Raw genomic sequence first — 25,613 nt, 5'->3', positions numbered from 1 at the left:
TCGGCGCGAGGTCACCGGCGGCCGGCGCCGGACCCGCTCGCCGCGCCGCGCACGCCCACGAAGACGGCGTGGCGCATGCCGCCCGAAGGCCCGCGCGCGGGCGCCACGACCGCCTCCGCGGCGAAGCCGGCCCGCTCCAGCCGGGCGAGGTAGCGCGGGTCCTGCCCCGCCGACCAGACCGCGAGCGCGCCGCCTGGCCGCAGCGCCCGGTGACAGGCGCGGACCCCCGCCTCGCCGTAGAGCCGGTCGTTCGCGGGGTGGGCCAGCGCGGCGGGGCCGTTGTCGACGTCGAGCAGGATCGCGTCCCAGGCCGCGTCGGCGGCGAGGCGTCCGAGGACGTCACCCTCAGCGACCTGCACGCGCGGGTCGTCGAGGGGGCGGCCGGCGAGGTGCCCGATGAGGCCGCGGTTCCAGGCGACGAGCGCAGGGACCAGCTCGGCGACGACCACGCGCGCACCGCGCGGCAGCCGATCGAGCGCGGCGCGCAGCGTGAACCCCAGGCCGAGCCCGCCGACGAGCACGTCGCGGGGCGCGGCGACGCGCCCGAGCGCCTCCGCCGCGAGCGCCTCCTCGGAGCCGTGGGCCCGGCTCGTCATGAGCACCCGGCCCGCGGCGCGGACGGCCCACTCCTCACCCCGGCGCGCGAGCACGAGCTCGGCGCCGTCGGGGGCGCGAGCGCGGTCCACCGTCTGCCAGGGGATCACGCCTTGTTCACCGAGCGGTGCTCGGAGTACGCGCTGCGGATGTCGAGGTAGTCGCGGTCGGTGAGCCGGAGCTCGCCGCAGATCCCGCGGATCGCCTCCTCCTCGGCGACGGAGATGACGCCGTCGGAGGCCGCCACCGCGAACAGGCAGTGGACGAGGTCCATCCGCTCCGCGTCGCTCGACTGGTCGCGGAGCGCCCGCGCCGCGAGGTAGTTCTGCGTCTCGCCGCTCGCGCGGTGCTCCGCCTTGGCGATCTCCACCACCAGCGCCGCCTGGTCCGGCGGGAGGTGCCCGGCGGTCTCGACGATGCGGGCCATCGCCTCCGTCTCCGTATCGGCGATGTGCAGGTCGACGTTGGCGACGCGCGCGAGGAGGAACGCGAACAGCCCCAGGTACTCCGCCCGCTCGGGCGGGAGCGCCTCGAGGGCGCGCGCGACGCGCCGGACCACGCCGGCGTCGGCGGAGGGCTCCGAGCGGGGGACGAGGCCGAGCCACTGCAGGATGGACATGGCCCTGTTTTACCGCGTTCGGCGCCGCGCCGCAGGCGCGCGCGTCGCTCCGGACCCGGACACCCGGACCCGGACGCGCTCCGCCTCGCGGGGATCGAGGAGCACCTCGCCGCGAGCTCGACGAACCGGCAGCTCGCCGGGGCTCCACCGATGGTGCGCGTGCCGCCCGGCGCGCGGGGGCGCAGCTTCTCTGCATGGATCTCCCTTCGCTCTGGCAGGCCACCGCGTCCCTCCCCAGCTTCCCGCCGCTCGAGGGCGACACCGACGCCGACGTCGTGATCGTCGGCGGCGGGGTCGCCGGCCTCACCGCCGCCCTGCTCCTCCAGCGCGCGGGCAAGCGGACGGTGCTAGTGGAGGCGTGGCGGCTCGCGAGCCGCGAGACCGGCCACTCGACCGCCCACCTGACGGAGCTCCTCGACGCGCGCTACCACGCGCTCGAGTCCAGCTTCGGACGCGACGGCGCCGCCCGCGCCGCCGCCTCGTCGCGCGCGGCGCTCGCCCGCATCGAGGCGCTCGCGGACGAGATCGGCGCCGCCGCGTGCGGGTTCGCGCGCGTGCCTGGCTACCTGGCGGCGGCGACCCCGGATCAGCGGCGCGAGCTCGAGCAGGAGCTGGACGCGATGCGGCGGGCGGGCGTGGAGGCGGCCTGGTCCGACTCGCTGCCCTACCCCCTCGAGTTCGTTCGCGCTCTCCGCGTCGAGCGCCAGGCGCAGCTCCACCCGGTCTCGTACACGGCCGGCCTGGCGCGGCTCCTCGTCGCCGCCGGCGGGCGCATCCACGAGCAGACGCGCGCCACGGAGATCCACGACGACGCGGGCGGGTGCCGGATCGAGGCCGAGCGCGCCACCCTCCGCGCGAGGCACGCGCTCGTCCTCACGAACCAGCCCGTCTCGAGCCGGTTCGCGATCCACGCGAAGGTCGCCGCGTACCGCACCTACGCGATCGCCCTCGGGCCCATCGCGCGCGAGCGCTTCCCGCGTGCCCTCGTCTACGACATGGCCGACCCTACCACTACGTCCGTACCCAGGAGACCGCGGACGGCACGTTCCTCGTCGTGGGCGGCGAGGACCACAAGACCGGACACGAGCGACACGCGAGGGCGCGCTTCTCCGCCCTCGAGGCGTGGGCCCGCCACCTGGCGCCGGACGCGCCGGTGGCCCACCGCTGGTCCGGGCAGATCGTCGAGTCCGCGGACGGGCTGCCGTTCATCGGGAGGAGCCCGGGCGCGGATCGCGTCTTCACCGCGACCGGCTTCTCCGGCAACGGCATCACGTTCGGTTCGCTCGCGGGCGAGCTGCTCGCGCAGGAGGTGCTGGGCGCCCCCAGCCCCTTCGCGTCGCTGTACGAGGCGGGGCGGGTCCGCCCGCTCGCGCAGGCGCGGCGCTTCCTCGCGGAGAACGCGGACGTGGCGGCAGCGCTCGCGCGCGACCGGCTCTCGCGCGGCGACGTCGCGTCGATCGACGACGTTCCCGCCGGCGAAGGCCGGCTCGTGCGGAGCGGCGGCAGGATGCTGGCGGTGTCGCGCGACCTGAGCGGAGCGCTCCGGATCCGCTCGGCGGTGTGCCGCCACCTGGGTTGCCACGTGCAGTGGAACGACGCCGAGGGGAGCTGGGACTGTCCCTGCCACGGCAGCCGCTACGACGCGGCGGGCGCGGTGCTGAACGGGCCCACGACGCGGCCGCTCGAGGAGGAGGAAGCGCCGGGCGCGCGCGCGGCGGACGAGGGGCCGCCGGCGTGACGGAGCGGCGCCCGGATCAGCGCGGCTCCGCCGGGGGCTCCGGCGCGCGCTCGCCGCCCTGCGGCCCGTAGAACAGCACCCACGTGAAGAAGTCCTCGCTGAACTCCTCGAACCGGTGGACCTCGCCGGCGGCGGCGAACATCACGTCTCCCGCGCGGAAGGCGAAGCGCTGCGTCCCGTTCACGTAGAAGCCGCTCCCTCGGACGACCACGTAGACCTCGTCGCGATCGTGCGGGCGCTGGGTGTCGCGGCCGCGAGGGGCGAAGATCTCGATCTGCAGCGAGCCGTGCCGGAACACGGTCTCGTACCGCTTGCCGCCCGCGCGCGGCAGCTTCGCCATCGCGACGCTCGCCGCGAGGTGTCGCGCCGCCTCGAAGAGGTCCTGGCCCGCCATGTCCTTCCTTCCTGTGAGTGCCGCTAGCGCGCGACCATACCTCAGCCACCCGCCCACGGGCCCGTCCCGGGCTGGCACCGCGGGCAGTGGTAGGTGAGGCGTGCGCCGGCGCCCTGGCGCCCGACCCGCACCGGCCCGCCGCAGCGGCGGCACGGCTGGCCCGCGCGGCCGTACACGAAGAGCCGCTCGCCGGGGTTGCTGCGGCCGGTCGTGCGCCGGCCGCCGAGCCACGTCGTGCTGCCCCCCTCGAAGGGAGCGACCGCGGCGAGGAGGACGCGGCGGGCGGTCGCGACGAGCGCGGACAGCTCCGGGCCGGAGAGCGACGCCACGGTGCGCCAGGGATCGAGCCCGGCGAGGAACAGGATCTCCGACTTGAGCTCGTTCCCGACGCCCGCCAGCGCGCGCTGATCGAGGAGCGCCTCGCCGAGCTCCCGGTCGGCCCGGGCGCGGAGGCGCCGCTCCGCCTCGGGCGGGTCGAAGGCCGGGGAGAGGAGGTCCGGCCCGAGGCGCGCCAGGTCTCGCTGCCGCGCGAGGCCGCGCGCGTCGAGGAGCTCCGCCACTGGCAGATCGAACCCGACCGCGATCCAGGGGCGCGTCTCCACGAGGACGCGCATCGCGTCTCGCGGCCGGAACCAGCGCTCGCCGGGGCGGTACAGGTGCCAGCTCCCGTTCATGCGCAGGTGGGTGCGCAGCACGAGGTCGCCGGAGAACCGCAGGAGGAGGTGCTTGCCGCGCGCGGTGACGGACTCGACGGTGCGCCCGGCGACCGGTCGATCCTCGTCCACCCGCGCGAGCCGCGGCAGCACGGTCTCGAACCGGATCACCACCTCGCCCGCGAGCGCGCCGTGCAGGTTGCGCGCGGCGCGGTGGATGGTGTCGCCCTCGGGCACGTCCCGCCCCCTCGCTAGAGCTCGCTCCCGGCGGAGAGCGCCGCGGCGGCCGCACGGCGCGTGAGCTGCAACCCCGCCGCGGTGGGGACGAACCCGGCCGCTTGCAGGTACCCCGCGAGCGGGTGCGCCGCCGCCGGCCTCCCGTCGATCTCCACCACCAGCGCCGCCTGATCCCTGCCGTGCAGCACGCGCACCAGCTCGACCACCGCCGCCGCGATGGCCGCGCCCACGTGCGACCGCTCCGGCTCGAACTCCGGGAGCCAGGCGAAGAGCTGCCGCGCGCCGCGCGACACGTGCGCCGCGAGCTCGCCGTCCACGAGCACCACCGACGCGCCCACCGCGCGGGCCGGCCGCTTCCCCTCCGGCCCGCCCTGCACCGCGGGCCACTCGAGGAGCGCGCCATACGGGTTCGCCGGATCGGTCGCCGCGAGCGTCACGATCTCGGGCGCCTCGGGCGGCTCGCGCAGCGCGCGCAGCAGGTCGAGGACGCCGGGCTGCGCGAACTGCATCGCGCCGACGCCGGCGACGAAGTAGCCGCGCCGGATGCGGCCGCTCTCCTCCAGGTGACGGAGCACGTCGTACACCGCGCTGAAGCCGCCCGGGATGGCCTCCGCCGCGGCCGCGCCGCGGGTCACGAGCCCGTAGCGGACGAGCAGCTGCTGGGCGGTGGCGGCGCTCCACTCCGTCGCGGTGGGCACCGCACCGGCGAGCTCCCGCCGGGCCGCCACCAGCGTCCAGCGCCCGCCGGCCGCGGGCGGAGCGGCGCGGCGCGAGCGAAAGGCCGACGGCGCCCGCGCGAGGGCCCGGCCGCGCTCGCGGCGGGCCGTCGCCGGCTCGGCGTAGGCACGGAGCGCCTGGAAGGTGTCGTTCGTGACGAGCCCGCGCCAGACGAGGTCCCACAGCGCGTCGACCGTCTGCTGCTCGAAGCCGCCCCCGGCCGCCTGGTGCAGCTCGGCGAAGAAGGAGGCGCCCCGCCGCGCGAGGTGGTCGAGGACGCGCCCGGCGCGCTCTCCGAAAGGCTGCTCCGGCGCTGCGCGCACGGGGGGGAGGAGCTTCGGGAGCGCGTCGGCGAGGTAGAGCGCGATCCGGCCGTCGCGCTCGCCCAGCGGCTCGAGGCCGATCCAGAGGACCTCGCCCGCCGCGGCCAGCGCGTCGATGTCGCCGCGCAGGTACCCGTCCACCCGGGCCGGCAGGAGCTCCGTCTCGAGCAGCGACGCCGGGAGCGGCGCGCCCTGCAGCTTCTCGACCGCGTCGAGCACCGCGTCGAGGCCGCGTCCCCGGCGCGGGATGCCGTGCCAGCCGAGCAGCATCCGCGCGAACGCGCGCGGCTCGACCGGCTCGATCTCCTCGCGCAGGCGCGCGAGCGAGCGGCGCCGGAGCCCGCGCAGCACCTCCGGATCGCACCACTCCCGCTCCGCGCCGTGGGGCCGGAACGCGCCCTCGAGGAGCCGGCCGCGCTCGAGGAGCGCCCGCAGCGCGCGCTCCGCGGCGCCGCGCGAGATCCCCAGGCGCGCCGCCAGCTCGCCGGTGGTGAACGGCGCGTGGCGGCGCGCGTAGCGGGCGGCGAGCCCCTCGAGGGCGTCCGGCACCGGCCCGAGGAGCGCCTCCGGCAGCCCGGGGGGCAGCGGCACGCCGAGGCCGTCGCGGTAGCGCGCCGCGTCCTCCACGGCGACGAGCCGCTCCTCGCCCCCGATCCGCAGCGCCACCGCGCGGCGCTCCGCCACGAGCCGCTCGGCGCCCGCGGCGAGCTCCGGCGTCGCCGTGCGGCGGGCGAGCTCCTCGCGGGACAGATCCCCGAGCCGCAGCAGCAGGTCCGCGATTCCGTCGACGCTGCGCACGCGCGTGGCGGGCGCGAGGTGCTGGAGCTGCGCCTCGAGGGCGACGAGCGCGTCGGCGTCGAGGAGCTCGCGCAGCTCGGCCTCCCCCAGGAGCTCGCGCAGCTGGGCCTGGTCGATGGAGAGCGCCTGCGCGCGGCGCTCCGCGAGCGGAGCGTCGCCGTCGTAGATGAAGCTCGCGACGAAGCCGAACAGGAGCGACGCCGCGAACGGCGAGGGCACCCGCGTGTCGGCCGTGACCAGGCGGACCCGGCGCGCGCGCAGATCTTGGAGGACCTCCTCCAGCGCGGGGAGGTCGAACACGTCCCGCAGGCACTCCCGGTAGGCCTCGAGCAGGATGGGGAAGGAGCCGAAGCGCGAGGCGACCGCGAGCAGGTCCGCGCTGCGCTTGCGCTGCTGCCACAGGGGCGTCCGCTGGCCGGGGCGCCGCCTGGGGAGCAGCAGCGCGCGCCCGGCGGCCTCGCGGAACTTGGCGGCGAAGAGCGCGGTCGCGCCCAGCTGCCCGATGACGAGCTCCTCCACCTCCTCGGGGTCGGGGAGGAGGAAGGAGACGTCGGGCGGCGCCTCGGATCCGGGGAGCCGCATCGCGAAGCCGTCGTTCGTCCAGAGCGTCTCCACGTCGGCGCCGAGCCGCTCCCGCGCGCGGACGGTCGCCGCCATCGCCCACGGCACGAGCACGGGGGTGCCCAGCGGCGCGAGCAGGCAAACCCGCCAGTCGCCCAGCTCGTCACGACAGCGCTCGACGAGGATGGTCCGGTCGTCCGGGACCGCGCCGGTCGCCTGCGCCTGATCCTCGAGGAAGCGGAGGAGGTTCTCGGCGGCGCGGGCGTCGAGGTCATGGGCGCGGACGAGCCGCTCGCGCGCCGCCTCCCGCGGCGCCTCGCGCAGCGCGCGCACGAGCCGCCCGATGCGGCGGCCCAGCTCGAGGGGGCGCCCCGCGGCGTCGCCGTGCCAGAACGGCATCTTCCCCGGCTCGCCGGGCGCGGGCGAGACGAGCACGCGGTCGTGGGTGATCTCCTCGATCCGCCAGGTGGAGGCGCCGAGGAGGAAGGTCTCCCCCACGCGCGACTCGAACACCATCTCCTCGTCGAGCTCGCCGACGCGGGTGTGCCCCTGCTTGCCGCCCGCCAGGTAGACGCCGTAGAGGCCGCGGTCGGGGATGGTGCCGCCGTTCACCACCGCCACCCGCCGCGCCCCCTCCCGCGCCCGCAGCTTGCCGCGCACGCGGTCCCAGGTGACGCGCGGGCGCAGCTCGGCGAACTCGTCCGACGGGTAGCGCCCGGACAGCATGTCGAGCACGCCGTCGTACACCGAGCGCGAGAGCTCGGCGAACGGCGCGGCGCCGCGCACGGCCTCGTAGAGCGCCTCGACGTCCCAGTCGTCGAGCGACACCATGGCGACGATCTGCTGCGCGAGGACGTCGAGCGGATTGCGCGGGTAGCGCGTCGCCTCGACCTCGCCGGCGTGCATCGCCTCGGTGAGCCCGGCGCAGGCGAGGAGATCGGCGCGGTACTTGGGGAACACGACCCCGCGGCTCGCCTCGCCGATGCGGTGGCCGGCGCGCCCGATGCGCTGCATCCCGCTCGCGACCGAGGGGGGCGCCTCGATCTGGACGACGAGGTCCACCGCGCCCATGTCGATGCCCAGCTCGAGCGAGCTCGTGGCCACGAGCCCGCGCAGCCGGCCGCCCTTGAGCGCGTCCTCGATCGCCACCCGCTGCGGGCGCGCGATCGAGCCATGGTGGGCCTGCACGAGCAGCTCGCCCGCGAGCTCGTTCAGCGCCGCCGCGAGCCGCTCGGCGATGCGCCGGCTGTTCACGAAGACGAGCGTCGTCCGGTGCGCGCGCACGAGCTCGAGCAGGCGCGGGTGGATGGCGGTCCAGATCGAGGCCCGCACGGGCGCCTGGCTCGCGTCGCCGCTCGCGAGCTCGAGCGCCTCGCCGATGCGCGACATGTCCTCCACCGGCACCTCGACGCGCAGCTCGAGCGCCTTGCGGGCGCCCGCGTCCACGATGGTGACCGGACGGTGGCGGAGGTCGGCGCCGGTGCGGAACTCGGCGATCGCCGAGGCGCCCGGGGACGCCCCGGGGCCGGCGTCGAGGGCGGCGCCCCCCTGGGCCCGGCGGCGCCCCCTCCCGCGCGCGGGCGGGGCTCCCCCGGGCAGCCCGGGCTCGGCCCCCCCGAGGAACCGCGCCACCTCCTCGAGCGGGCGCTGCGTGGCGGAGAGGCCGATCCGCTGGAGGCGGCGGCCGGCGAGCGCCTCGAGCCGCTCGAGCGACAGCGCGAGGTGGGCGCCGCGCTTCGTCGGGACGAGGGCGTGGATCTCGTCCACGATCACCGTCTCCACCGAGCGCAGCACCTCGCGGGCGTTCGAGGTGAGGACGAGGTACAGCGACTCGGGGGTGGTGATGAGGACGTCGGCGGGGTCGCGCGCGAAGCGGGCTCGCTCCGGCGCCGGCGTGTCGCCGCTGCGCACCGAGACGGCGGGGATCCGGTGCACGTCGCCGCGGCCGGAGGCGACCTGGGCGATGCCGGCGAGCGGCGCGCGCAGGTTCCGCTCGACGTCCACCGCCAGCGCCTTGAGCGGGGACACGTAGACGACGCGCAGCCGCTCCTTGCGCGCCGGCTCGGGCGCGAACATGAGGCGGTCGATGCAGGAGAGGAACGCCGCGAGGGTCTTGCCGCTGCCGGTCGGCGCGAGGAGCAGCGTGCTCTCGCCGCGGTGGATGGCCGGCCAGGCGAGCGCCTGCGCTGGCGTCGGCGCCTCGAAGGAGCGCGAGAACCACTCCCGGACGGCTGGCTGGAAGAGCTCGAGCGCCGCCGCGCGGGCCTTCGCGTCCATCCCTGGAGTCTAACCGGGGACGGGGGACGCGCTCACCTCACGCGGCCTTCGCGGGCGCCGGCGTCCGGAGGACGACGCGCTCCGCCCGCGCCGCCTCCGCGATGCGCGCGAGCGCTCCGGCGCAGGCGCCGCAGTCCGAGCCGGCGCCGGTCGCCTCGATGACGTCCTCGACCGACCGCCCGCACCGCACCGCGTCGCGCAGCAGCCCGTCCGACACGTCCCGGCAGACGCAGATCTTCACGCCCGCACCTCCGGCGCCCGGCAGAGCCAGCAGCGGCCGTACACGGTCAGCGAATGGGACTCCACCGCGAGCCCCTGCGCGGCGGCGCGAGCCCGCGCGCCCGTGAGCGCCTCGGACAGGTCGAGCCGCGTCACTCCGCCACATCGCGTGCAGACGAGCTGGTCGGCGCAGCGGAGGGCGTCAGGGGCTGGAGCAGAGGCTGGGTCGGTCCGATGGTTCACGCGGGGCTCGAGGGCTGCGAGTGCATGAGACGCAATCTCAGTAACACGCCGCCGAAGAGCGCATGTTGATCCAGATCAGGTCGGCCCGTCCTCGCGGAATGTCCCGATTCACCCGGAAACTCGCCCGACGTCCGCGCCGGATGGCAGGCGGCCAGGCAAGCGTATGGCTGCGACCGAGGCTCAGCCCGATGCACGGGGGTCAGCGCGCGAAGACCGACCACGCAGGGACCGCACGAGCACCCGTCCCTTCCGAGATGCCCGCAGCCTGACGCCGGACTTACCCTGAGGTACGTCCGCTCGTACGGCGGCGCTCTCCATTTGCGAAATGCCGAGGCGGATCCTCTCATCGGCGCGCGCGGCGCTCCGCCATCACCTGACGCCGGTGGTCGTGCTCGTCCTTGGGCTGCTCGCCACGGTGGCCGCCTGGCAGCTCACCCGCACGGCGATCGGCGCCCAGTCGACCAACCGCTTCATGGACGAGGCGGAGCGGACGACCACCGCCTTGACCGAGCGGATGAGCGCCTACGAGGCCATGCTCCGCGCCGGACGCGGCTTCGTCATCGCGGTCGGGGGAGACCCGTCGGCGCTCGCGTTCCGCGACTTCGTCGCGAGCCTCGAGCTCGGCCGGCGATACCCCGGGATCCAGGGTATCGGCTGGAGCAAGCTGGTGCTCCCCGACGAGCTCGAGGCGCACGAGGGGGAACAGCGCGCCGCAGGGCGGCCGGATTACCGGATCTGGCCCCCCGGAGCGCGCGAGCTCTACTCGAGCATCGTCCTGCTCGAGCCGCTCGACTGGAGGAACCAGCGGGCGATCGGCTACGACATGTTCTCCGAGCCGATCCGGCGGGCGGCGATGGCCCGGGCCCGCGACACCGGCGAGCCCTCCGCCACGCGGCGCGTGGAGCTCGTGCAGGAGGCCGGGGCCGAGCGCCAGGCCGGCTTCCTCGTCTACGTTCCGGTGTACTCGGGCGCTCCCCGGACGCTGGAGGAGCGCCGGGAGCAGCTGCGGGGCTGGATCTACGCGCCCTTTCGCGCCGGCGACCTGCTGCGCGGGGCGGTGGGAGAGACGACGGCGAAGGAGGTCGGGCTCTCGGTCTACGACGGCGGAGAGCTCGGCCCCGCGGCGATCCTCTTCGACGCGAGGGCTCCCGGCGAGCGGACCGCGCTCACCCTCGTGCGGCGCGTCGAGATCGCCGGCCGCCCGTGGACGCTTCACTACCAGGCGGGTCCGCGCTTCGCGACCGCGACGGAGCGATTCCTGCCCCTCGGCGTGGCGGTCGCCGGCCTGGCGCTGACGCTCCTGCTGTTCTGGGTGACGCGCGACGAGGTGAAGGCCCGCAGCCGAGCGGAGCTGTCGGCGCGCCGCGCGGCGTTCCTCGCCGAGGCGGGGAAGGTGCTCTCCTCGTCCCTCGACTACTCCACCACGGTCGCGGCGGTCGCGGACCTCGCTGCCGAGCGCGCCGCGGAGACCTGCATCGTCTACCTGGAAGAGCCGGAGGGCCCGCGCTGGAGCGTGGGGCACCGCGATCCCCGGCTCGCCGCCCGCCTGGGGTCCGCGCTCGACGGCGCCGGGTTCGAGCGCGACGCCGAGATCGGCCCCGGCGCCACGCTCGCGGGGGGTCACCCGCGGGCGCGGAACGGCTTCGACCCGGAGCGGATCGCCCTCGCGGCGCGAGCCCCCGCGCTCGCGGCGGCGCTGCGGGAGGCGGGCGTCGGGTCCTCCCTCACCGTCGCGCTGTCCTCGCGCGGCGAGCGGCTGGGCGCGATCACGCTGCTCGGCGCGTCCAGCCGCCGCTTCGGGCGGGGCGACGTTCGGCTCGCCACGGATCTCGCCCGGCTCGTCGGCGCGGCGGTGGACACGTCGCGCCTGTACGCAGCGGCGCAGAACGCCATCCGCGAGCGCGACGAGTTCCTCTCCATCGCCTCTCACGAGCTGCGCACCCCGCTCACCTCGCTGGCGCTCCAGTCGGAGAGCCTGCGCGCGCGGGCCACGCGGCTCGGGGTCGAGGACGTGGCGCGCAAGGCCGAGGTCATCCGCCGCAACGTCGACCGGCTCGCGCGCCTCGTGGCGAGCCTGCTCGATCTCTCGCGGATCACCGCCGGCCGGCTCGAGCTGGAGATCGAGTCGTTCGATCTCGCCGAGCTCGCCCGCGACGTCGTCGGCCGGTTCGAGGACGAGGCGCGCCGCGCGGGGTGCGAGCTCGTGCTCTCCGCGCCCGAGCCGGTGCCGGGGTCGTGGGACCGGCTCCGGCTCGACCAGGTGCTCACGAACCTCGTGTCGAACGCCATCAAGTACGGGCCGAACCAGCCGGTCGAGGTGCGGGTGGAGGGCCACGGCGAGCGCGCGATCGCGTCGGTGCGGGACCGCGGGATCGGGATCTCGCCCGAGGATCAGGCGCGCATCTTCGGGCGCTTCGAGCGCGCGGTGTCCAAGCGGAGCTACGGCGGGTTCGGCCTCGGCCTCTGGATCGTGCGCGAGATCGTGGAGTCGCTCGGGGGGACCGTGCGGGTGGAGAGCGCGCCCGGCGAGGGCGCCACGTTCACCGTGGAGCTGCCGCGCCGCGTGCACGCGGCCGCGCCGCAGGAGCCCGGCCTGACCCCCGCCGCGCCTGCCTGATGGACCCGCGGGACGCGCGGCGGCCCGGACGTGTCATGATGACCCGCCCGGAGGAATCCACCGATGCGCCGTCTCTTCCTCGCCCTCCTCGCCGTCTCCCTCGCGCTCGCGTGCCGCACGCCCGAGGAGAAGCTCGCGGATCGCCGCCGCGATCTGCGCGACGCGCTCGACCGCCTGTACGAGGACTACGGGACCGGCGACCCCGCGCGCGAGGGCGGCCGGGCGCGCGAGGCGGACGCAGGCGACGGACCGGACGAGCGCGCGCGAGGGGGCGACGAGGTGCGCCCGTCCGGCGGCGTCGTCGGCCGGTTCGTGAAGGGGCTGGAGCGATCGCACTTCGAGGAGAGCTGCCTCGCGGTCGGACGCGGGGAGCGGCCATTCCTGCTCTCGGACCGCCTCGAGTCCTTCCTGGAAGACGCCGGGAACCTGCGCGGCTGCCGCGACGCCGCGCGCATCGAGGCGGACATCGCGGCCCTCGAGCGCGAGGTCCAGGCCCGGAGGTGAGCGGGTCCAGGCCACCGCGCCCGCGCCGGACGCTCCTCGAGCGGCTCGGCCTCGATCGTCCCGAGCTCCGCGCGTGGGTCCTCTACGACGTCGCGAACTCGGCCGCGGTCACCTCCGTCCTCACGGCGATCCTGCCCATCTACTTCGCGCGGGTGGCCGGGGCGGAGCTGCCGCCCGCCGTCGCGACGCAGCGCTTCGCCCTCGCGACCACCGCCGGCCTCGCGGTGGTCGCGGTGCTGGCGCCGGTCCTCGGGACGCTCGCCGACGTCCGGCCGGTGAAGAAGCGCATGCTCGCGGCGTTCGCGCTCGCCGGAGCGGCCGCCACCGCGGCGCTCGCCGCCGTCGGCCCGGGCGACTGGGTGCTCGCCACGGCGCTCCTCGTCCTCCTCAACGTCGGCCTGAACGGGAGCCTCGTCTTCTACGACGCGCTCCTCCCCCACGTCGCCCGCGAGGACGAGCTGAACCGCGTCTCCTCCGCGGGCTACGCCGCGGGCTATCTCGGCGGCGGCCTCCTCCTCGCGGCGCAGCTCGCCTGGATCGCCCGGCCCGAGCTGCTCGGGCTCCCGCGCGGAGGGACGCTGCCGGCGCGGCTCGCGTTCGTCTCCGTGGCGATCTGGTGGCTCGCCTTCACCCTCCCCCTCCTGCTCGGCGTGCGCGAGCCCGCGGTGCGCGCCCCTGCCGGCGCGGGGCGCGAGGGCACGCGCGAGGGCACGCGCGCGCGCCTCGCGCGGACGTTCCGCCAGCTGCGGCGCCACCCCGACGCCGCCCTGCTCCTCGCGGCCTTCCTCGTCTACAACGACGGGATCGGCACCATCATCCGGATGGCCGCGATCTACGGGAGCGAGCTCGGTCTCCCGCGCGGCGCGCTCATCGGCGCGATCCTGCTCGTGCAGCTCGTCGGCGTCCCGTGCGCCTACCTCTTCGCGGCCGTGGCCGGTCGCCTGGGCCCCAAGCGCGCCATCCTCGTCGGCCTCGCCGTCTACACGGGCATCGCCGTGCTCGGCTACTTCACCCGCACCGCGGCACACTTCTTCGCGCTCGCGATCCTCGTGGGGCTCGTGCAGGGCGGGACGCAGGCCCTCTCGCGGTCGCTCTTCGCGAGCATGGTGCCGCGCCACCTCTCGGGAGAGTTCTTCGGTTTCTTCGCCATCTCGGAGAAGTTCGCCGGGATCTTCGGGCCGGCGGTGTTCGCCGCGGCCATCGCGCTCACCGGCTCGAGCCGCGGGGCGGTGCTGTCGGTCATCGGCTTCTTCGTGGCGGGCGCGGCGCTGCTCCTGCGGGTGGACGTCGAGCAGGGGCGCCGCGTGGCGCGTGCCGCCGAGGCACGCGCGGCCGCGGACGCGCCGGAGCAGCCGGGATAGGCGGCGAGGAGCGGTCCAGGCCCCGCTCGCCGCGCACGCGAAGGCGCGGCTACCCGGCCCCAACCGGGGCGTTCCTTCGGAGGCCTGAAAGCCACCCCCGTCGAGACCCCTCGCCGCCTCGCTCGCGCTCGCGCGGGAGGCTCGCGACGGGAGTTTCCGCGACGGCCCATTTCGCGCAGAATCCGGTCCCGATCACCGACCGCACCGGTCCGCGAGGAGCCCATGAGCCGAAAGATGAACTTCAACGCCGGTCCCGCCGCCCTCCCGCTCCCAGCGCTGGAGCGCGCCCGGGACGAGCTCCTCGACTTCGCGAACAGCGGCATGTCGGTGATGGAGCACTCGCACCGCGGCAAGGAGTACGAGGCGGTGCACGACGAGGCGATCGCGCTGCTGCGCGAGCTGCTCGAGGTGCCCGCGACCCACGAGATCCTCTTCGTGCAGGGCGGGGCCTCGCAGCTCTTCGCGCAGATCCCGATGAACCTCGTGCAGAAGGGGCAGACGGCGGACTACGTCGTGAACGGCGCCTGGGGCGAGAAGGCGCTCGCCGAGGCGAAGGTCGCGACCGCCATGCTGGGCGGCGCGGTGCGCGTCGCCGCCTCGACCGGCGCCGGCGACGGGAAGGACAAGAGCTACGTCCGCGTGCCGGGGCCCGACGAGGTGAAGGTCGACCCCGCGGCCGCTTACCTGCACGTGACCTCGAACGAGACCATCCACGGCGTGCAGTACGAGGTCTCGCCGTCGCGCCCGTTCCCGAGCGCGGGCGGCGCGCCGCTCGTCGCCGACATGTCGAGCGACTTCCTCTGGCGGAGGTTCGACGTCTCCCGCTTCGGCCTCGCCTACGCGGGCGCCCAGAAGAACATCGGCCCGTCGGGCGTCGTGGTGGTGATCGTCTCGAAGGAGCTCGTCGAGCGGGGCCGCAAGGACATCCCGAAGATCTTCCAGCTCCGCACACCGGCCGAGAACAAGTCGCTCTACAACACGCCGCCGACGTTCGGCATCTACATGATCCGCAACGTGCTCGCGTGGTTGAAGGAGCTCGGCGGGCTGACCTCGATCGAGGGCCGCAACCGGACCAAGGCGGGGCTGCTCTACGGCGCCATCGACGCGAACGCCGGCTTCTACCGGTGCCCGGTCGAGAAGGAGAGCCGCTCCGTCATGAACGTGGTGTTCCGCCTCCCGACGGAGAAGGACGAGGAGCGCTTCGTCTCGGAGGCGAAGAAGCAGGGGATGGTCGGGCTGAAGGGCCACCGCTCCGTGGGCGGGATCCGGGTCTCGACCTACAACGCCGTCGAGCCGGCCTGGGTGGACGCGCTCGTCGACTTCATGACCGAGTTCGCGCGGCGCGGCTGAGCGGGTCCGGGGCCGGGGCCGCCGCGCGCCGCGGGCGGCCCCGCTCGGCGGTACCAGTCGGTCTCAGCCGATGCGGCCCGGCCCCGACGTCCTCCATCGCGTGAGGACGTGCACGGGCGCCTTCGGTGGCTGCATCACCCCCACCTCGCGCAGCACGCTCGCGAGCTCCGCGGCCATGCAGCACCCGAGCACGATCGCGAACGCCTGGGCGGGGATGAGCGTCGACAGGTACAGGGCCTTCGCAGCGAACAACACGCCGAAGTTCACGAGATACCGCTCGCCGCGCGTGAGGGAGACGGTGTTCGGGACGACCTCGGTGAGGCCATCCCGCCGGCGGCGTCGAACGGTGGCGTGCGACATTCCATCTTCATCTTGTCGCTCCGAGGGCGCGGGGACAACTTCGGCGAGGGAAACCCCCGCAAGGGGCCACCGGCCGCGACAGCGAACGAGAAGAAGGGCCCCGGTCGCCTCGCGGCGCCGGGGCCCGGACCACGTCACTCGGACGACCGTCAGAAGAACGCGACCACGCCGAGCGCCCCGCCCTGCGTGAGCCCGGTGTCGAAGTTGAAGAGCTTCGTCTGGGTGCCCTCGGACTTCGACGACTGCACGAGCGTGCCGCCGTTGTACTCGCGGTGGTCAGAGCTGCTCGAGGTGTAGCTGAACGCCGTCACGCCCGCGCCGTACTCCGCGAACAGGGAGAGGCTGCGGTGCACGCGCCACTCGAGGCCGAGCTGACCGAGGAGGCCGACGTCGAACGTGCGGTTCACGTCGTCCACCACCTCACGGCTCGTCGGGACGGTGTTGTCCTCGTAGTCGACGTTCGAGGTGGCGTAGCCGAGGGACAGCCCGCCGCCGAGGTACGGCGCCAGCGCGGACGTGCCCAGGCGGACGAGGTACGAGCCGCTCACGCCGACGTCGAGCGTCGAGGTCGGGCCGTTCGGGACCTGCAGCGTCTTGCTCGTGAAGCTGCCGGTGGGCGTCGTGTAGCTGCTCTCGCGCTCGAAGGCAGGGTTCGAGGTGCGCGACGCGTCGAGGGCGAAGCGGAGCGCCGTCGTCGGCCCGAGGTTGTACTGGAGGCCGACGCCGCCGCCGTAGCCCTCGAGGATGTTCTGGCGCGTGAAGATGTTCTGCAGGCTGAAGAGCATGCCGTACTGCGTGTTCCAGCCGGCGTCGCTCGCGCCCGAGATCGACTGCTGGGCCATCGGCTGCTGGTCCATCGGCTGCTGCGCCATCGGCTGCGCGGCCTGAGGAGGCGGCGGAAGCGGCACGGCGTCCTGCGCGACGGCGCGACCGATGGGCGCGAGGAGCGCGGCGGCGGCGACGACGACTGCGAGCTTGCGAACCACGTTCATTGTCGTTTCTCCCTGTGAGGATTCGAACCCTCGACCGCTCTCTCGCTTCACGAGGGATCGGCCAGCGGGCGGAGTGCTAGCTCGCGCCCCTGTAGGGGATCAAGCGCCAGCGCGCCTTCACGCGCGGCGCGGAGCGCGTCGTGTCCCGTGTTCGCGGGGCACCGGGTTCACTCCGCGGCAACGTGAACGAGGGGTGCGGCGCGGCCAGCGTGACGCTCGCGAGCGGGCGGCGCGCCGCCCCGCCGTCGGTGGTGCGTCGGGTGCGGGCGGTGGCGCAGGTGTGGGACGGCACGGGCTGGCGACCTGCCGCGGAACGCGCTAGGCAAGAGCCCATGCGATCCCTCGCCTCCTCCCCTGCCCTCCTCGCGGCCCTGATCGCCCTGTCCGGCTGCGACTGGCTCGAGCGCATCCAGAACGACCGCGTCCTCGCGGGCGTGCTCATCGAGTCGCCGGGCGTGAGCCAGCCGGCGCAGGGCGTGGAGCTCTCCGGCGCGGTCGTCGCGACGGTGTTCTTCGGGGAGATGGAGAGGGGGGCGAACCCGGTGGACGCCGGCTCCTGGAGCACGACCGGGCTCGACGGCGCGACGGTGAGGCTCACGTGGGCGGGCGGGAGCGCGACCCTCGAACCCGTCCCCGGCGTGGCAGGCCAGTACGCGCTGGCGGGCGATCTCACCTACGAGCCGGGCACCGCCTACACGTTCCGGGTGGACCACGACGGAGAGACGTACTCGGGCACGGTCGTCGCGCCGGCGAGGCCGACGCTGCTGGACGCCGACGGCGCGGAGCTGCCGATCGTCCAGCCTCCGGTCGCGCACGCCCAGATCCCCGGCCCGTACGTCCTCCGCCGCGAAGGGGACAGCGTCGCCTTCTACGCCGTGACGCAGCTCTCGTCCCGGAGCGGCGCGGTGGACGCGTCCGCGGCGACCTGCACCAACGCGCCGGACGTGGCGGATCCGATGGCGGTGCTCCGGCTGTTTCTCGACGACGGCGCGTGGCGCGCGCCGACCTTCTCGCTCGCGAAGGCGGACTGCTTCCCCACGCCCGCGCCGCAGTACGGGTACGGCCTCCTGCTGACGGCGGTGAACAAGGTGGGCGGCTCGAACCTGTCGTCGAACCTGTTCATCGGCAGCGGCGTCGTCGCCGGCTCGAGCGCCGCGAGCGTGCTGCCGCTGCGCTGATGGCCGCGATCACTCGGGTCGAGGCGTTCCCGCTCGCCCTTCGACGGGCTCAGGGCGAGCGGATCCGGGGATGCCGCTCGCGGTGAGCCCGTCGAACCAGCGAGCCGGAGCCGCGCGTCACGGCTTCGCCGTGACGCGCGAGCCGCCGCCGGCGCCTCCACCCGACGTGCAGCTCACGCCGGCGAGGCGTAGTCGCCTTCAGTGCACCGTCTCCGGATCCGGCTCGAGGGCCGCGTCCCGCGCCGTCGTCACCTCGTCCTCGATCTCCTCGACGCCGAGCACGGCGCTCGCGAGCTCGACGAGGAGGCGGCGGTCGTCGGGGTGCGGCACGATCCCGCGGAGCCGCAGCACGCCGCGCTCGACCGCCACCTCCACGTCCGAGGCGTCGACGCCGCTCCGGACGATGCGCTCGCACAGCTCGTCGAGGATCCGCTCGTCGGAGCGGCGCCAGCCCTTCGGGCCTCGCGCCACGGCCCGCCCTCCCGCTAGTGCCGGCCGCGCGCGCCGAGGTCCGACTGGACCGTGCCCGTCTGCTGCGTCTTGGTCTGGCCGGACATCGTCTGACCCGACGTGCCGGTCTGCGCGGTGGTCTCCGCGGTCCCCTGCCCCGTCAGCGCGCCCGTCTCGCGGCGCAGGCGCAGGTGGTTGTGCACCTCGTCCACCCCGAACACGTCCTCCGCGATGTCCTCGAGCATCCGCTTGTCCCAGCGGCTCCCGACGAACCCGGTGAGCGTCACCTCGGCGCGCTCGACCTTCACCTCGACCTCGTCCGCGTCGACGTTGCTGCGCGCGATCCGCTCGGAGACGTCCTCGCGGATGCGCTCGTCGGAGCGCTTGTAGCCCTTCGGGCCGCGGCCGGTCATCTTCCGCCAGCCTTCCCGCATGCGCTCGCCGAGGCGCTCCATCGGGCCGCGCTCCTCGCCGCCGCGGCCCCAGTCGCTCCGTCCGTAATACTCGCGGCCGCGCCCGTACTCTCCGCCGTACTCCCCGCGGCCGTACTCCCCGCGGCCGTACTCGCCCCGGCCGAAGTCGCTGCGCGCCTCCCAGCGCCCCTCCCCCTCGCCGTACCGGCCCGCCATGCCGCCCATGAAGCCGCCGTACTCCTCCCGCTCGCCGTACCGGCCGCCCGGCCCCCAGGAGCCGCGATCCTCGCCCGACATCTCGTGCTGCGTGGAGCGCCGCCAGCCGCCGCCCTCGGAGCCCTCCCATCCCCGCTCGGCGTGCTCGGAGCCGGCGCCGTACCTCGCGCCGCCCTGGCCCCAGCGCGTGTCGCGCCCGCGCATCCGGTCCCACTCCGCGCGGCCGCCGAACTCCCGGCCGAGCCCCTCGGAGCGGCCCTCGCCGCCTCGGCGCCAGTCCTCGCTGGCCTCCCGGCCCTCGCGCCCCTCGCCCTCACGCCAGCCGCCGCCGCGCCAGCTGTCCTCGCTGCGCCAGCCGCCCCGATCCTCGCGGCCCCGCCAGCCGCCCCGATCCTCGCGGCCCCGCCAGCCGCGCTCGCCCTCGTGCTCCCGACCACCCTCCCAGCTCCCCCGCTCCTCGCCCCAGCGTCCCATGTGTCCCCCTCTCCGCCGCGCGGTTCGCGCGGCCGAACCCACCGTCGGCTTCGCTGCGAGAGGAAATCTAGCCACCCGCGGAGGCGGCGAGGGGCGGCCGCGGACCGGCCTCGCGCGCGGCGAGGGGGAAGCGCGGCGTGTGGACGCCCAGGGCGCGACGCGGCGGGCGGCGGGCGAGGCTCGCGGAAGCGGGCGCTACGCGGCGCTCCGGGGAGGGCGCCGCGTGCGCCCACGAGGGCGCGGCTAGACGGGCTGCGACGCGCCCTCAGACCCACCCTTCGTGCCGGAGGCCGGCGCGGGCCGCTCGGCGCGGCGCGCGCTCCAGAAGCGCGCCGGCAGCAGCGCGAACGCCATGAACACGAGCTGAGAGCCGACGAACGCGGAGAGCGCCCAGAACGCCTCGTCCATGAAGCCGTACGAGTGGAGCCCGACGCCGAGCATGTTCACGCCGAACCACGAGAAGCTCGTGATGACGTTGCCGAAGATCGCCATCGTCATGATCCCGCGCTCGCGCGCGTAGCCCGCCCAGCGGGCGTGCAGGATGATGGCGTTCCACAGGACGATGAGCAGCGCGCCGTTCTCCTTCGGATCCCAGCCCCAGAACCGGCCCCACGACTGATCGGCCCAGATGCCGCCGAGCACCGTCCCCACGAAGCTGAAGAAGAGCGCGAAGCAGATGACCCCGTAGGTCATCGCGCCGATGGCCTTGGTCGCCGCCGGATCCTCGCGGCGCGCCACGTGCCGTCGGATCACCCAGGCGATCGCCATCGCGCCCGCGAGGAACGTCCCGCTGTAACCGATGGTGATGGTGATGACGTGCGTGGCCAGCCAGAAGTTCGAGTCCAGCACGGCGCGCATCATCTCCATCGTGTCGCCGTCGGAGGAGAGGTGGTGCGCCACGATGAGCGACGCGAAGCCGGCGGCGGCCGCGACGGCGGTGGCGAAGCCGCGGCGGTACATGCGCTCGAGGAGGACGCCGAGCAGCACGGCGGCCCAGCCGACGAACACCGCGGACGAGTAGAGGTTCGTGACCGGGGGCCGGCCCTGCAGGATCACGCGCGACGCGAGGCCGAGCGTGTGCACGAGCGCGCCGGCCACGAGCAGCCCGAAGGCGAGCCGCTGCATGAGCACGGGACGCCAGGCCCAGGACACGAACACCGCCAGCAGCGCGAGCACGTAGATCACCATGCCGGAGTAGAAGGGCTGCGCCGCGTTGAAGAGCCACTCGTGACGCGCGTGGGAGATCGCGTCCGGCCGCCCGAGGGCGGCCGTCGCCTCGAGATCGCGGACGGAGCGGTTGAAGCTCGCCGGGTCCTGGGCCCGGTAGGCGACGCCGAGGCGCGCCCACTGCTCGAGCCCGGGCTCCACGTTCGCCGCCGGCAGCGCCTCCCCCACCGAGCGCCAGTCGTCGCCGCCGGCCGTGGCCGGGAGCAGAGGGCGGAAGTGGGCGAGCTGGGCCAGGGCCTGCTGCCGCTGCGCCGCTCCCGGGGCGCCGCGCGCGGCGATCTCCGCGGCCAGCCCCGGCGTCCCCTCGAGCTGCACGGTGTTCTTGAGCCGGTGGTAGAGGAACATCCGCTCGAAGAGGTTCACGACGGCCGACTGGAAGCGGCTGCGGAGCTGCGGCTCGATGGCCTCCGCGGCGTTGTACTGCCGCTGGATCTCCGCGATGTGCGGGGCGAGCGTCGCGAAGCCGTAGTAGCGGTTCTTGCTCTGCTGGATGCCGAGGAGGCCCAGGACCTCGGGGTCGTCGATGACGAAGACCTCCTGCTGGTCGGCCACCTCCGGGCGGAACATCACGTCCAGCAGCCACTCGTCCGGGCCGAGGCTGCGCCCCTCGAACGGGACGGTCTGCTTCCCCCGGATCATGAGCAGCGCGTTGCGGGCGATGGAGTCGATCGGCTTCACGCGCCCGCCCTCGAGGACGGGGAGGTGGCCGAAGGCCTCCACGTCGAAGCCGCGCGGCTTCGCGTCGGGGAGGAGGGTCATCGCGGCGCCGGCGAGGGCGAGGGCGGCGGCGAACCAGGTGACGGCGCGCTCGAGCTTCATGCTAGGCCTCCAGGGCCGCCTGGCGCCGCTTGCTCGACCGGCGCAGGGTGATGGCGAAGTGGACGACGAGCCCGATGGCGACGAGCACGCACGACACGTACGGCAGCAGCCAGCCCGGGTTCTCGACCACCTGCAGGATCGAGAGCGTGTCGCCCTTTCCGAAGCTCGCCTGGTAGAAGGCCTTCCCCTCGTAGCGCAGCGGCTGGTTCATGTAGATGAGGACGTCGCGCGACTCGCCGCGCGCGGGGTTCGCGATGTGGACGAGCGAGGAGAAGTTCTTGGGGATCTGCGTGCCCGGATAGACGTCGTGACGGAAGTCCTTCAGCGTCACCGCGAACGGGAGGTACTCGCGGCGGCTGCGCAGCTGGAGCTGGTAGGTGCGCCCCTCGTGGACGAACGTCTGGACCGCCCGGAGGCCGTTCGCGACGAGCCAGGTGCCGTAGCTCCGGCCGCCCGCCACCGGCTCCACGAAGGCGGCCGCCTGGTTCACCATGTCGTCGCGCGAGACGGGAGGCCGCTCGCGGACGGTCACGCCGGTGCCGAAGCCGGCGGTGACCGGGGACGCGGGGTCGGCGGGGCCGCGGGGGGCGAGCTCCGAGTTCGCGAACCAGCGCCGCACCTGGATCGTCAGCGGCGTGTTGGGGATCGCGATCGCGCCACCGCGCTCGAGGCGGCGGGCGGGGACGGAGTAGACGTCGTCCACCGCCCGATCGGTCACGTCGATGACGGCGAGCTCCAGCTCGCGCGGGCTCTCGACGTAGTTGACGGTCTGCCCCTCCTCGACGGCGAGCTGCGACTCGACCTGCATCGCGCCGCTCACGAACTCGCCCGCCACGAGCAGCACGAGGCCGGCGTGGGAGATCCACAGGCCCGCCTTCTTCCAGGAGAGCTCGAGGCGCGAGAGCTGGGCGGCGAGCAGGTTCACGATGAGGACGAGGCCCACCAGCGCGCCGCCGGGGAAGACCGGGACGCGCCAACCGGTCCGGGGCACGTCCCACCAGACGAACCACGGCCGCATGTAGATCTCGACCGCCGGCCACGTCCCGAGCTTCACCTGCGCGAGGGTGCAGGCGAGCACGAGCACCATGAGCGCCGCCAGGCAGGCGATGGTGAGCTTCAGCGACGTGACCGCGCGAAGCACCGGGTTATTCGTTCGCTTCACGGCGGAGGCTCTCCACGATGCGGAGGAAGTCCTTCCGGGCGACGCCGACCGCGCCGGCGTCGCCCGTCATCTTGACGAACCAGGTGTTGCCGTCGAGCACGGTGAGGCCGGCGATCACGCGGCTCTTCGTCCCGCCCTCGCTCGTGAAGTCGTAGACCGACACGGTCCCGGCCTTCGTCTTCACCGCCGCGCGCGCGGCGGTGAGCGCCCCCGCGTCCAGCGGCGGCAGCCCGATCTGGTTGCGCCAGCGGTTCACGTTGGCGAGCTCGCCGCCGGCCTCGCCGGGGAGCGCCGTCACCGAGACGTCGAGGCGCCCCGCGACGGGGGCGACGAGCGTGGCGTAGCGCATGCCGCCACCGCCGGCGGACTCCGTCCAGCGCGGGGGGAGCGTCCAGGCCAGCCTGCTCCCCTCCACCGGCGGAGGCGGTGCGGGCACCTGCCCGCTCGCTGGCATCACCGGCGAGCCCGGACTCGGGGCGGCGGAGCCGTCCGACGTCGAGGACTTGGGGACACGGTAGTGGGCGATCTCCTCGCCCCGGCAGGCGGAGAGCGCGACGACCGCGACGAGGCCGGCGAGCGGGATGAACCGCCCGACGCGGAGCCTGGCCGGCGTTTCTTGGCGTGAAATCGAAGGGTTCAGAAAGTCCTCACTGGCGGGAACGCGCACCCTTCCGGGCGGAGGCCTTCGAGAGCCCCGGCGTCAGGTTAGCGTCGGTTCTGATCCGGATCAAATCGCACTCGGGGGTGCTGACGCGTGGAAGCGCCGGTCTGTTCATCAGGCCGGAGCCGGCGCCGAGCCAGGCCAGGCGCCGCGCGGAGCGGCTCCCTCCCATGCATTCCCGTCCGGGATGCGGTACGGATCGACTCTCCAAGGCCGAGGAGCGAGACGTCCCATGCAGCAGACCGAGAACCTGAACGTCGCGGCACTGGACGTGATGCCCTCGCCCGACGAGGTGAAGGCGCGCGTCCCGCTCGACGAGCCCGCCGCCCGCACCGTCGTCGAGGGGCGCCGCACGCTCGAGGCGATCCTCGACCGGCGAGACCCGCGGCTCTTCGTGGTGGTCGGGCCGTGCTCGATCCATGACCCGGCCGCCGGGCTGGACTACGCGCGCCGGCTGCGCGTGCTCGCCGACGAGGTCTCGCGGACGCTGTACGTCGTGATGCGCGTCTACTTCGAGAAGCCGCGCACGTCCATCGGGTGGAAGGGGTTCATCAACGACCCGCGCATGGACGACTCCTTCCGGATCGACGAGGGCATGGAGCGCGCGCGCCGCTTCCTGCTCGACGTGAACGAGCTCGGGCTCCCCGCGGCCACCGAGGCCCTCGACCCGATCGCGCCGCAGTACTACGGCGACCTCATCGCCTGGACCGCCATCGGCGCGCGCACCTCCGAGTCGCAGACGCACCGCGAGATGTCGTCGGGCCTCTCCACGCCGGTGGGCTTCAAGAACGGCACGGACGGCGACCTCGAGGCCGCCGTGAACGGCATCCTCTCGGCCGGGAGCCCGCACGCCTTCCTCGGCATCAACGGCCAGGGCCGCTCCGCCATCGTCCGCACGAACGGCAACCGCTACGGGCACATCGTCCTGCGCGGCGGCGGCGGGCGCCCCAACTACGACACGGTGTCCATCGCGCTCGCGGAGGAGGCGCTCGCGAAGGCGAAGCTCCCGAAGAACGTGGTGGTGGACTGCTCGCACGCGAACTCGCGCAAGAAGCCGGAGCTGCAGCCGCTCGTGCTGCGCGACGTGGTCCACCAGATCCGCGAGGGCAACCGCTCGGTGGTGGGCCTCATGCTGGAGAGCTTCCTCGAGGCGGGGAGCCAGCCCATCCCGGCGGACCGGTCGCAGCTCCGCTACGGCTGCTCCGTCACCGACGCCTGCATCGGCTGGGACACCACCGTCGAGGTGCTGCGCTGGGCCGACGACGTGCTGCGGGACGTGCTGCCGCGCCGCGCGGCGCCGTGACCCGGGAGCGCTCACGCGGTCTCGGGGCGGCGCGCCGCCCGCCGCACCGGCTTGCCGACCGCGCCGGCGGGGCGGGCGTCCTCGGGGCGGGCCGCGACCCGCGCTCCCTTCCGCGGCGCCCGGTCAGCGCCGGCCGCGAGGCCGCGCAGCAGCAGGGTCAGGGCGCGCTCCGCCGGATGGAGCCCGCCGCCGCGCGCGAGCCCGAGGACGTCACCGGGCTCGAGGCACGAGCGCACCACCTGGCCGCGCGCGAACGCCTCCAGCACTGCCGGTGAGATGTACGAGCCCCGGGCGACGGCCGGCGTGTTCCCGAGCCGCTCGGCCACGGCCTTCACCGCCGCCTGCGCCATGCGCTTGCGGCTGGTGCGTCCGGGGACGAGCTCGCGCTCGCGCAGGGCGAGCTCGCTCGCGCAGAGCAGCGTCCCCGCCCAGGTGCGGAAGTCCTTGGCGGTGAACGGCGCGCCGGCCGCCTCCCGGAGGTACGCGTTGAGGTGGCGCCGCCGCACGTCGATCACCTGCCCGGCCTCGACGAACTTGAAGACGTCTCGACCCGGGACGGCGAGGAGGGCGCGGACGAGGCTCGCGATCCGGCGGTCGCGGACCTCGCGCACGTGCTGCTGGCCCGACTTGCCGCGGTAGTCGAACACCACGCGGCCTCCCCGGACGCGCACGTGGGAGGGCCGCACCGTCGCGAGCCCGAAGCTGCCGTTCTCGCGGGCGTACGCCTCGCTCCCCGGACGCATCGCCGTGGCCTCGAGGATCCGCGTCATCCCCGCGAGCACCCGCTCGCGGCCCAGCCCGCGCCGCCGGAAGTCGCGCTCGACGCGGGCGCGGACCCGCGGCAGCGCCTCCGCGAAGCGCACGAGCCGGCGGTACTTCGCCGCGGACCGCCGCCGCACGAACTCCGGGTGATAGCGGTACTGCCAGCGGCCCGCCTTGTCGCGCCCGATCGCCTGAAGCTTCGCGCCGGCCGCGGGGCTCACGTGGACGTCCCTCCACGCGGGAGGCAGGCGCAGCGCCCGGATCCGCGCGAGGTCGGCCGCGCCGACGGCTCGCCCGTCCGCCCGCACGTAGCGGAACCCCGAGGCGGGGGTTCCCAACCTTCGAATGCCGCCGCGGCGGAGCCGGTCGATCGCGCTCACCGATCACCCGT

21 protein-coding genes and 1 pseudogene are annotated in these 25,613 nt (G+C 74.8%); 7 read left to right on the top strand and 15 right to left on the bottom strand.

The genetic code is table 11. The annotated features are described in order from the left end of the window. Positions 1-11: 11 nt before the first annotated feature. On the bottom strand, positions 12-704 hold the full coding sequence (locus ANAE109_RS08815; RefSeq protein WP_012096509.1) for a spermidine synthase: 693 nt from the start codon (positions 702-704) through the stop codon (positions 12-14). Further along, positions 701-1,213 carry a TerB family tellurite resistance protein gene (locus ANAE109_RS08810; protein ID WP_012096508.1) on the bottom strand — a complete coding sequence of 171 codons (513 nt, stop codon included), beginning with the start codon at positions 1,211-1,213 and terminating at the stop codon, positions 701-703. The genes ANAE109_RS08815 and ANAE109_RS08810 overlap by 4 nt, the downstream gene beginning before the upstream one ends. On the opposite strand from ANAE109_RS08810, the pseudogene ANAE109_RS26065 reads away from it, so the two are divergent. Then, positions 1,206-2,951: pseudogene (locus tag ANAE109_RS26065) on the top strand (FAD-dependent oxidoreductase); the annotation flags it as partial. The gene ANAE109_RS08810 and the pseudogene ANAE109_RS26065 sit on opposite strands and share 8 nt — an antisense overlap. A 16-nt stretch (positions 2,952-2,967) precedes the next feature. Here ANAE109_RS26065 and ANAE109_RS08800 read toward each other — a convergent pair. Genes ANAE109_RS08800 through ANAE109_RS25500 form a run of 5 tightly spaced genes read right to left on the bottom strand, consistent with a single transcriptional unit; the run spans position 2,968 to position 9,286 of the window. Continuing rightward, positions 2,968-3,345, bottom strand: a complete 378-nt coding sequence (locus tag ANAE109_RS08800) for a cupin domain-containing protein (RefSeq protein ID WP_200860891.1) — start codon at positions 3,343-3,345, stop codon at positions 2,968-2,970. Positions 3,346-3,386: 41 nt separating this feature from the next. Beyond that, positions 3,387-4,235 carry an Fpg/Nei family DNA glycosylase gene (locus tag ANAE109_RS08795; RefSeq protein WP_012096504.1) on the bottom strand — a complete coding sequence of 283 codons (849 nt, stop codon included), beginning with the start codon at positions 4,233-4,235 and terminating at the stop codon, positions 3,387-3,389. Between the two features lie 14 nt (positions 4,236-4,249). Beyond that, the gene (locus ANAE109_RS08790) at positions 4,250-8,911 is read right to left on the bottom strand and encodes a DEAD/DEAH box helicase (protein ID WP_012096502.1); all 4,662 of its coding nucleotides are present in this window, start codon (positions 8,909-8,911) and stop codon (positions 4,250-4,252) included. Positions 8,912-8,948: 37 nt separating this feature from the next. Beyond that, positions 8,949-9,152, bottom strand: coding sequence for a (2Fe-2S)-binding protein (locus tag ANAE109_RS25505; RefSeq protein WP_041448219.1), 204 nt, complete (start codon positions 9,150-9,152; stop codon positions 8,949-8,951). Continuing rightward, positions 9,149-9,286: a hypothetical protein gene (locus tag ANAE109_RS25500; protein ID WP_200860890.1), complete on the bottom strand. Its 138-nt coding sequence runs from the start codon at positions 9,284-9,286 to the stop codon at positions 9,149-9,151. Before ANAE109_RS25500 ends, ANAE109_RS25505 begins: the two co-directional genes overlap by 4 nt. 412 nt (positions 9,287-9,698) lie before the next feature. On the opposite strand from ANAE109_RS25500, the gene ANAE109_RS08780 reads away from it, so the two are divergent. The 4 genes from ANAE109_RS08780 to serC all read left to right on the top strand — a co-directional run bounded on the left by ANAE109_RS08780 (position 9,699) and on the right by serC (position 15,205). After that, positions 9,699-11,990: a CHASE domain-containing protein gene (locus ANAE109_RS08780; RefSeq protein WP_012096500.1), complete on the top strand. Its 2,292-nt coding sequence runs from the start codon at positions 9,699-9,701 to the stop codon at positions 11,988-11,990. Positions 11,991-12,053: 63 nt separating this feature from the next. Beyond that, positions 12,054-12,494: a hypothetical protein gene (locus ANAE109_RS08775; protein ID WP_012096499.1), complete on the top strand. Its 441-nt coding sequence runs from the start codon at positions 12,054-12,056 to the stop codon at positions 12,492-12,494. Beyond that, positions 12,491-13,855: an MFS transporter gene (locus ANAE109_RS08770; protein WP_012096498.1), complete on the top strand. Its 1,365-nt coding sequence runs from the start codon at positions 12,491-12,493 to the stop codon at positions 13,853-13,855. The genes ANAE109_RS08775 and ANAE109_RS08770 overlap by 4 nt, the downstream gene beginning before the upstream one ends. A gap of 222 nt (positions 13,856-14,077) precedes the next feature. Next, positions 14,078-15,205, top strand: coding sequence for a 3-phosphoserine/phosphohydroxythreonine transaminase (gene serC, locus ANAE109_RS08765; RefSeq protein ID WP_012096497.1), 1,128 nt, complete (start codon positions 14,078-14,080; stop codon positions 15,203-15,205). Positions 15,206-15,268: 63 nt separating this feature from the next. Here serC and ANAE109_RS08760 read toward each other — a convergent pair whose 3' ends face one another. Both ANAE109_RS08760 and ANAE109_RS08755 read right to left on the bottom strand, forming a co-directional pair. Next, complete coding sequence (locus ANAE109_RS08760) at positions 15,269-15,565, bottom strand: hypothetical protein (RefSeq protein WP_012096496.1); 297 nt, start codon at positions 15,563-15,565, stop codon at positions 15,269-15,271. 149 nt (positions 15,566-15,714) lie between these two features. Beyond that, positions 15,715-16,557, bottom strand: coding sequence for an outer membrane beta-barrel protein (locus ANAE109_RS08755; RefSeq protein ID WP_012096495.1), 843 nt, complete (start codon positions 16,555-16,557; stop codon positions 15,715-15,717). 332 nt (positions 16,558-16,889) lie between these two features. Here ANAE109_RS08755 and ANAE109_RS08750 point away from each other — a divergent pair, with 332 nt between their 5' ends. Further along, positions 16,890-17,735, top strand: coding sequence for a hypothetical protein (locus tag ANAE109_RS08750; protein WP_041448218.1), 846 nt, complete (start codon positions 16,890-16,892; stop codon positions 17,733-17,735). Between the two features lie 198 nt (positions 17,736-17,933). On the opposite strand, the gene ANAE109_RS25270 is transcribed toward ANAE109_RS08750, so the two are convergent. The 5 genes from ANAE109_RS25270 to ANAE109_RS08725 all read right to left on the bottom strand — a co-directional run bounded on the left by ANAE109_RS25270 (position 17,934) and on the right by ANAE109_RS08725 (position 22,932). Further along, complete coding sequence (locus ANAE109_RS25270) at positions 17,934-18,206, bottom strand: BON domain-containing protein (RefSeq protein WP_012096493.1); 273 nt, start codon at positions 18,204-18,206, stop codon at positions 17,934-17,936. Positions 18,207-18,220: 14 nt separating this feature from the next. Beyond that, positions 18,221-19,288 (bottom strand): BON domain-containing protein, encoded by a 1,068-nt coding sequence (locus ANAE109_RS23350; RefSeq protein WP_012096492.1) that lies wholly within the window; start codon positions 19,286-19,288, stop codon positions 18,221-18,223. 243 nt (positions 19,289-19,531) lie between these two features. Further along, entirely contained in the window at positions 19,532-21,334 is a 1,803-nt protein-coding gene (locus tag ANAE109_RS08735; protein ID WP_012096491.1) for a cytochrome c biogenesis protein, read from the bottom strand. 1 nt (position 21,335) lies between these two features. After that, complete coding sequence (locus tag ANAE109_RS08730; RefSeq protein WP_011986022.1) at positions 21,336-22,496, bottom strand: cytochrome c biogenesis protein ResB; 1,161 nt, start codon at positions 22,494-22,496, stop codon at positions 21,336-21,338. Then, on the bottom strand, positions 22,480-22,932 hold the full coding sequence (locus ANAE109_RS08725; protein ID WP_143827933.1) for a hypothetical protein: 453 nt from the start codon (positions 22,930-22,932) through the stop codon (positions 22,480-22,482). Before ANAE109_RS08725 ends, ANAE109_RS08730 begins: the two co-directional genes overlap by 17 nt. Before the next feature lie 457 nt (positions 22,933-23,389). On the opposite strand from ANAE109_RS08725, the gene ANAE109_RS08720 reads away from it, so the two are divergent. Next, positions 23,390-24,460, top strand: a complete 1,071-nt coding sequence (locus ANAE109_RS08720) for a 3-deoxy-7-phosphoheptulonate synthase (protein WP_011986020.1) — start codon at positions 23,390-23,392, stop codon at positions 24,458-24,460. A gap of 11 nt (positions 24,461-24,471) precedes the next feature. Here ANAE109_RS08720 and ANAE109_RS08715 read toward each other — a convergent pair whose 3' ends face one another. Continuing rightward, positions 24,472-25,602, bottom strand: a complete 1,131-nt coding sequence (locus tag ANAE109_RS08715; RefSeq protein ID WP_011986019.1) for a DNA topoisomerase IB — start codon at positions 25,600-25,602, stop codon at positions 24,472-24,474. Positions 25,603-25,613: the final 11 nt, after the last annotated feature.

The organism is Anaeromyxobacter sp. Fw109-5 (assembly GCF_000017505.1).
Classification (GTDB): Bacteria; Myxococcota; Myxococcia; order Myxococcales; family Anaeromyxobacteraceae; genus Anaeromyxobacter.
This window is presented reverse-complemented; position numbering and strand designations above follow the sequence as displayed.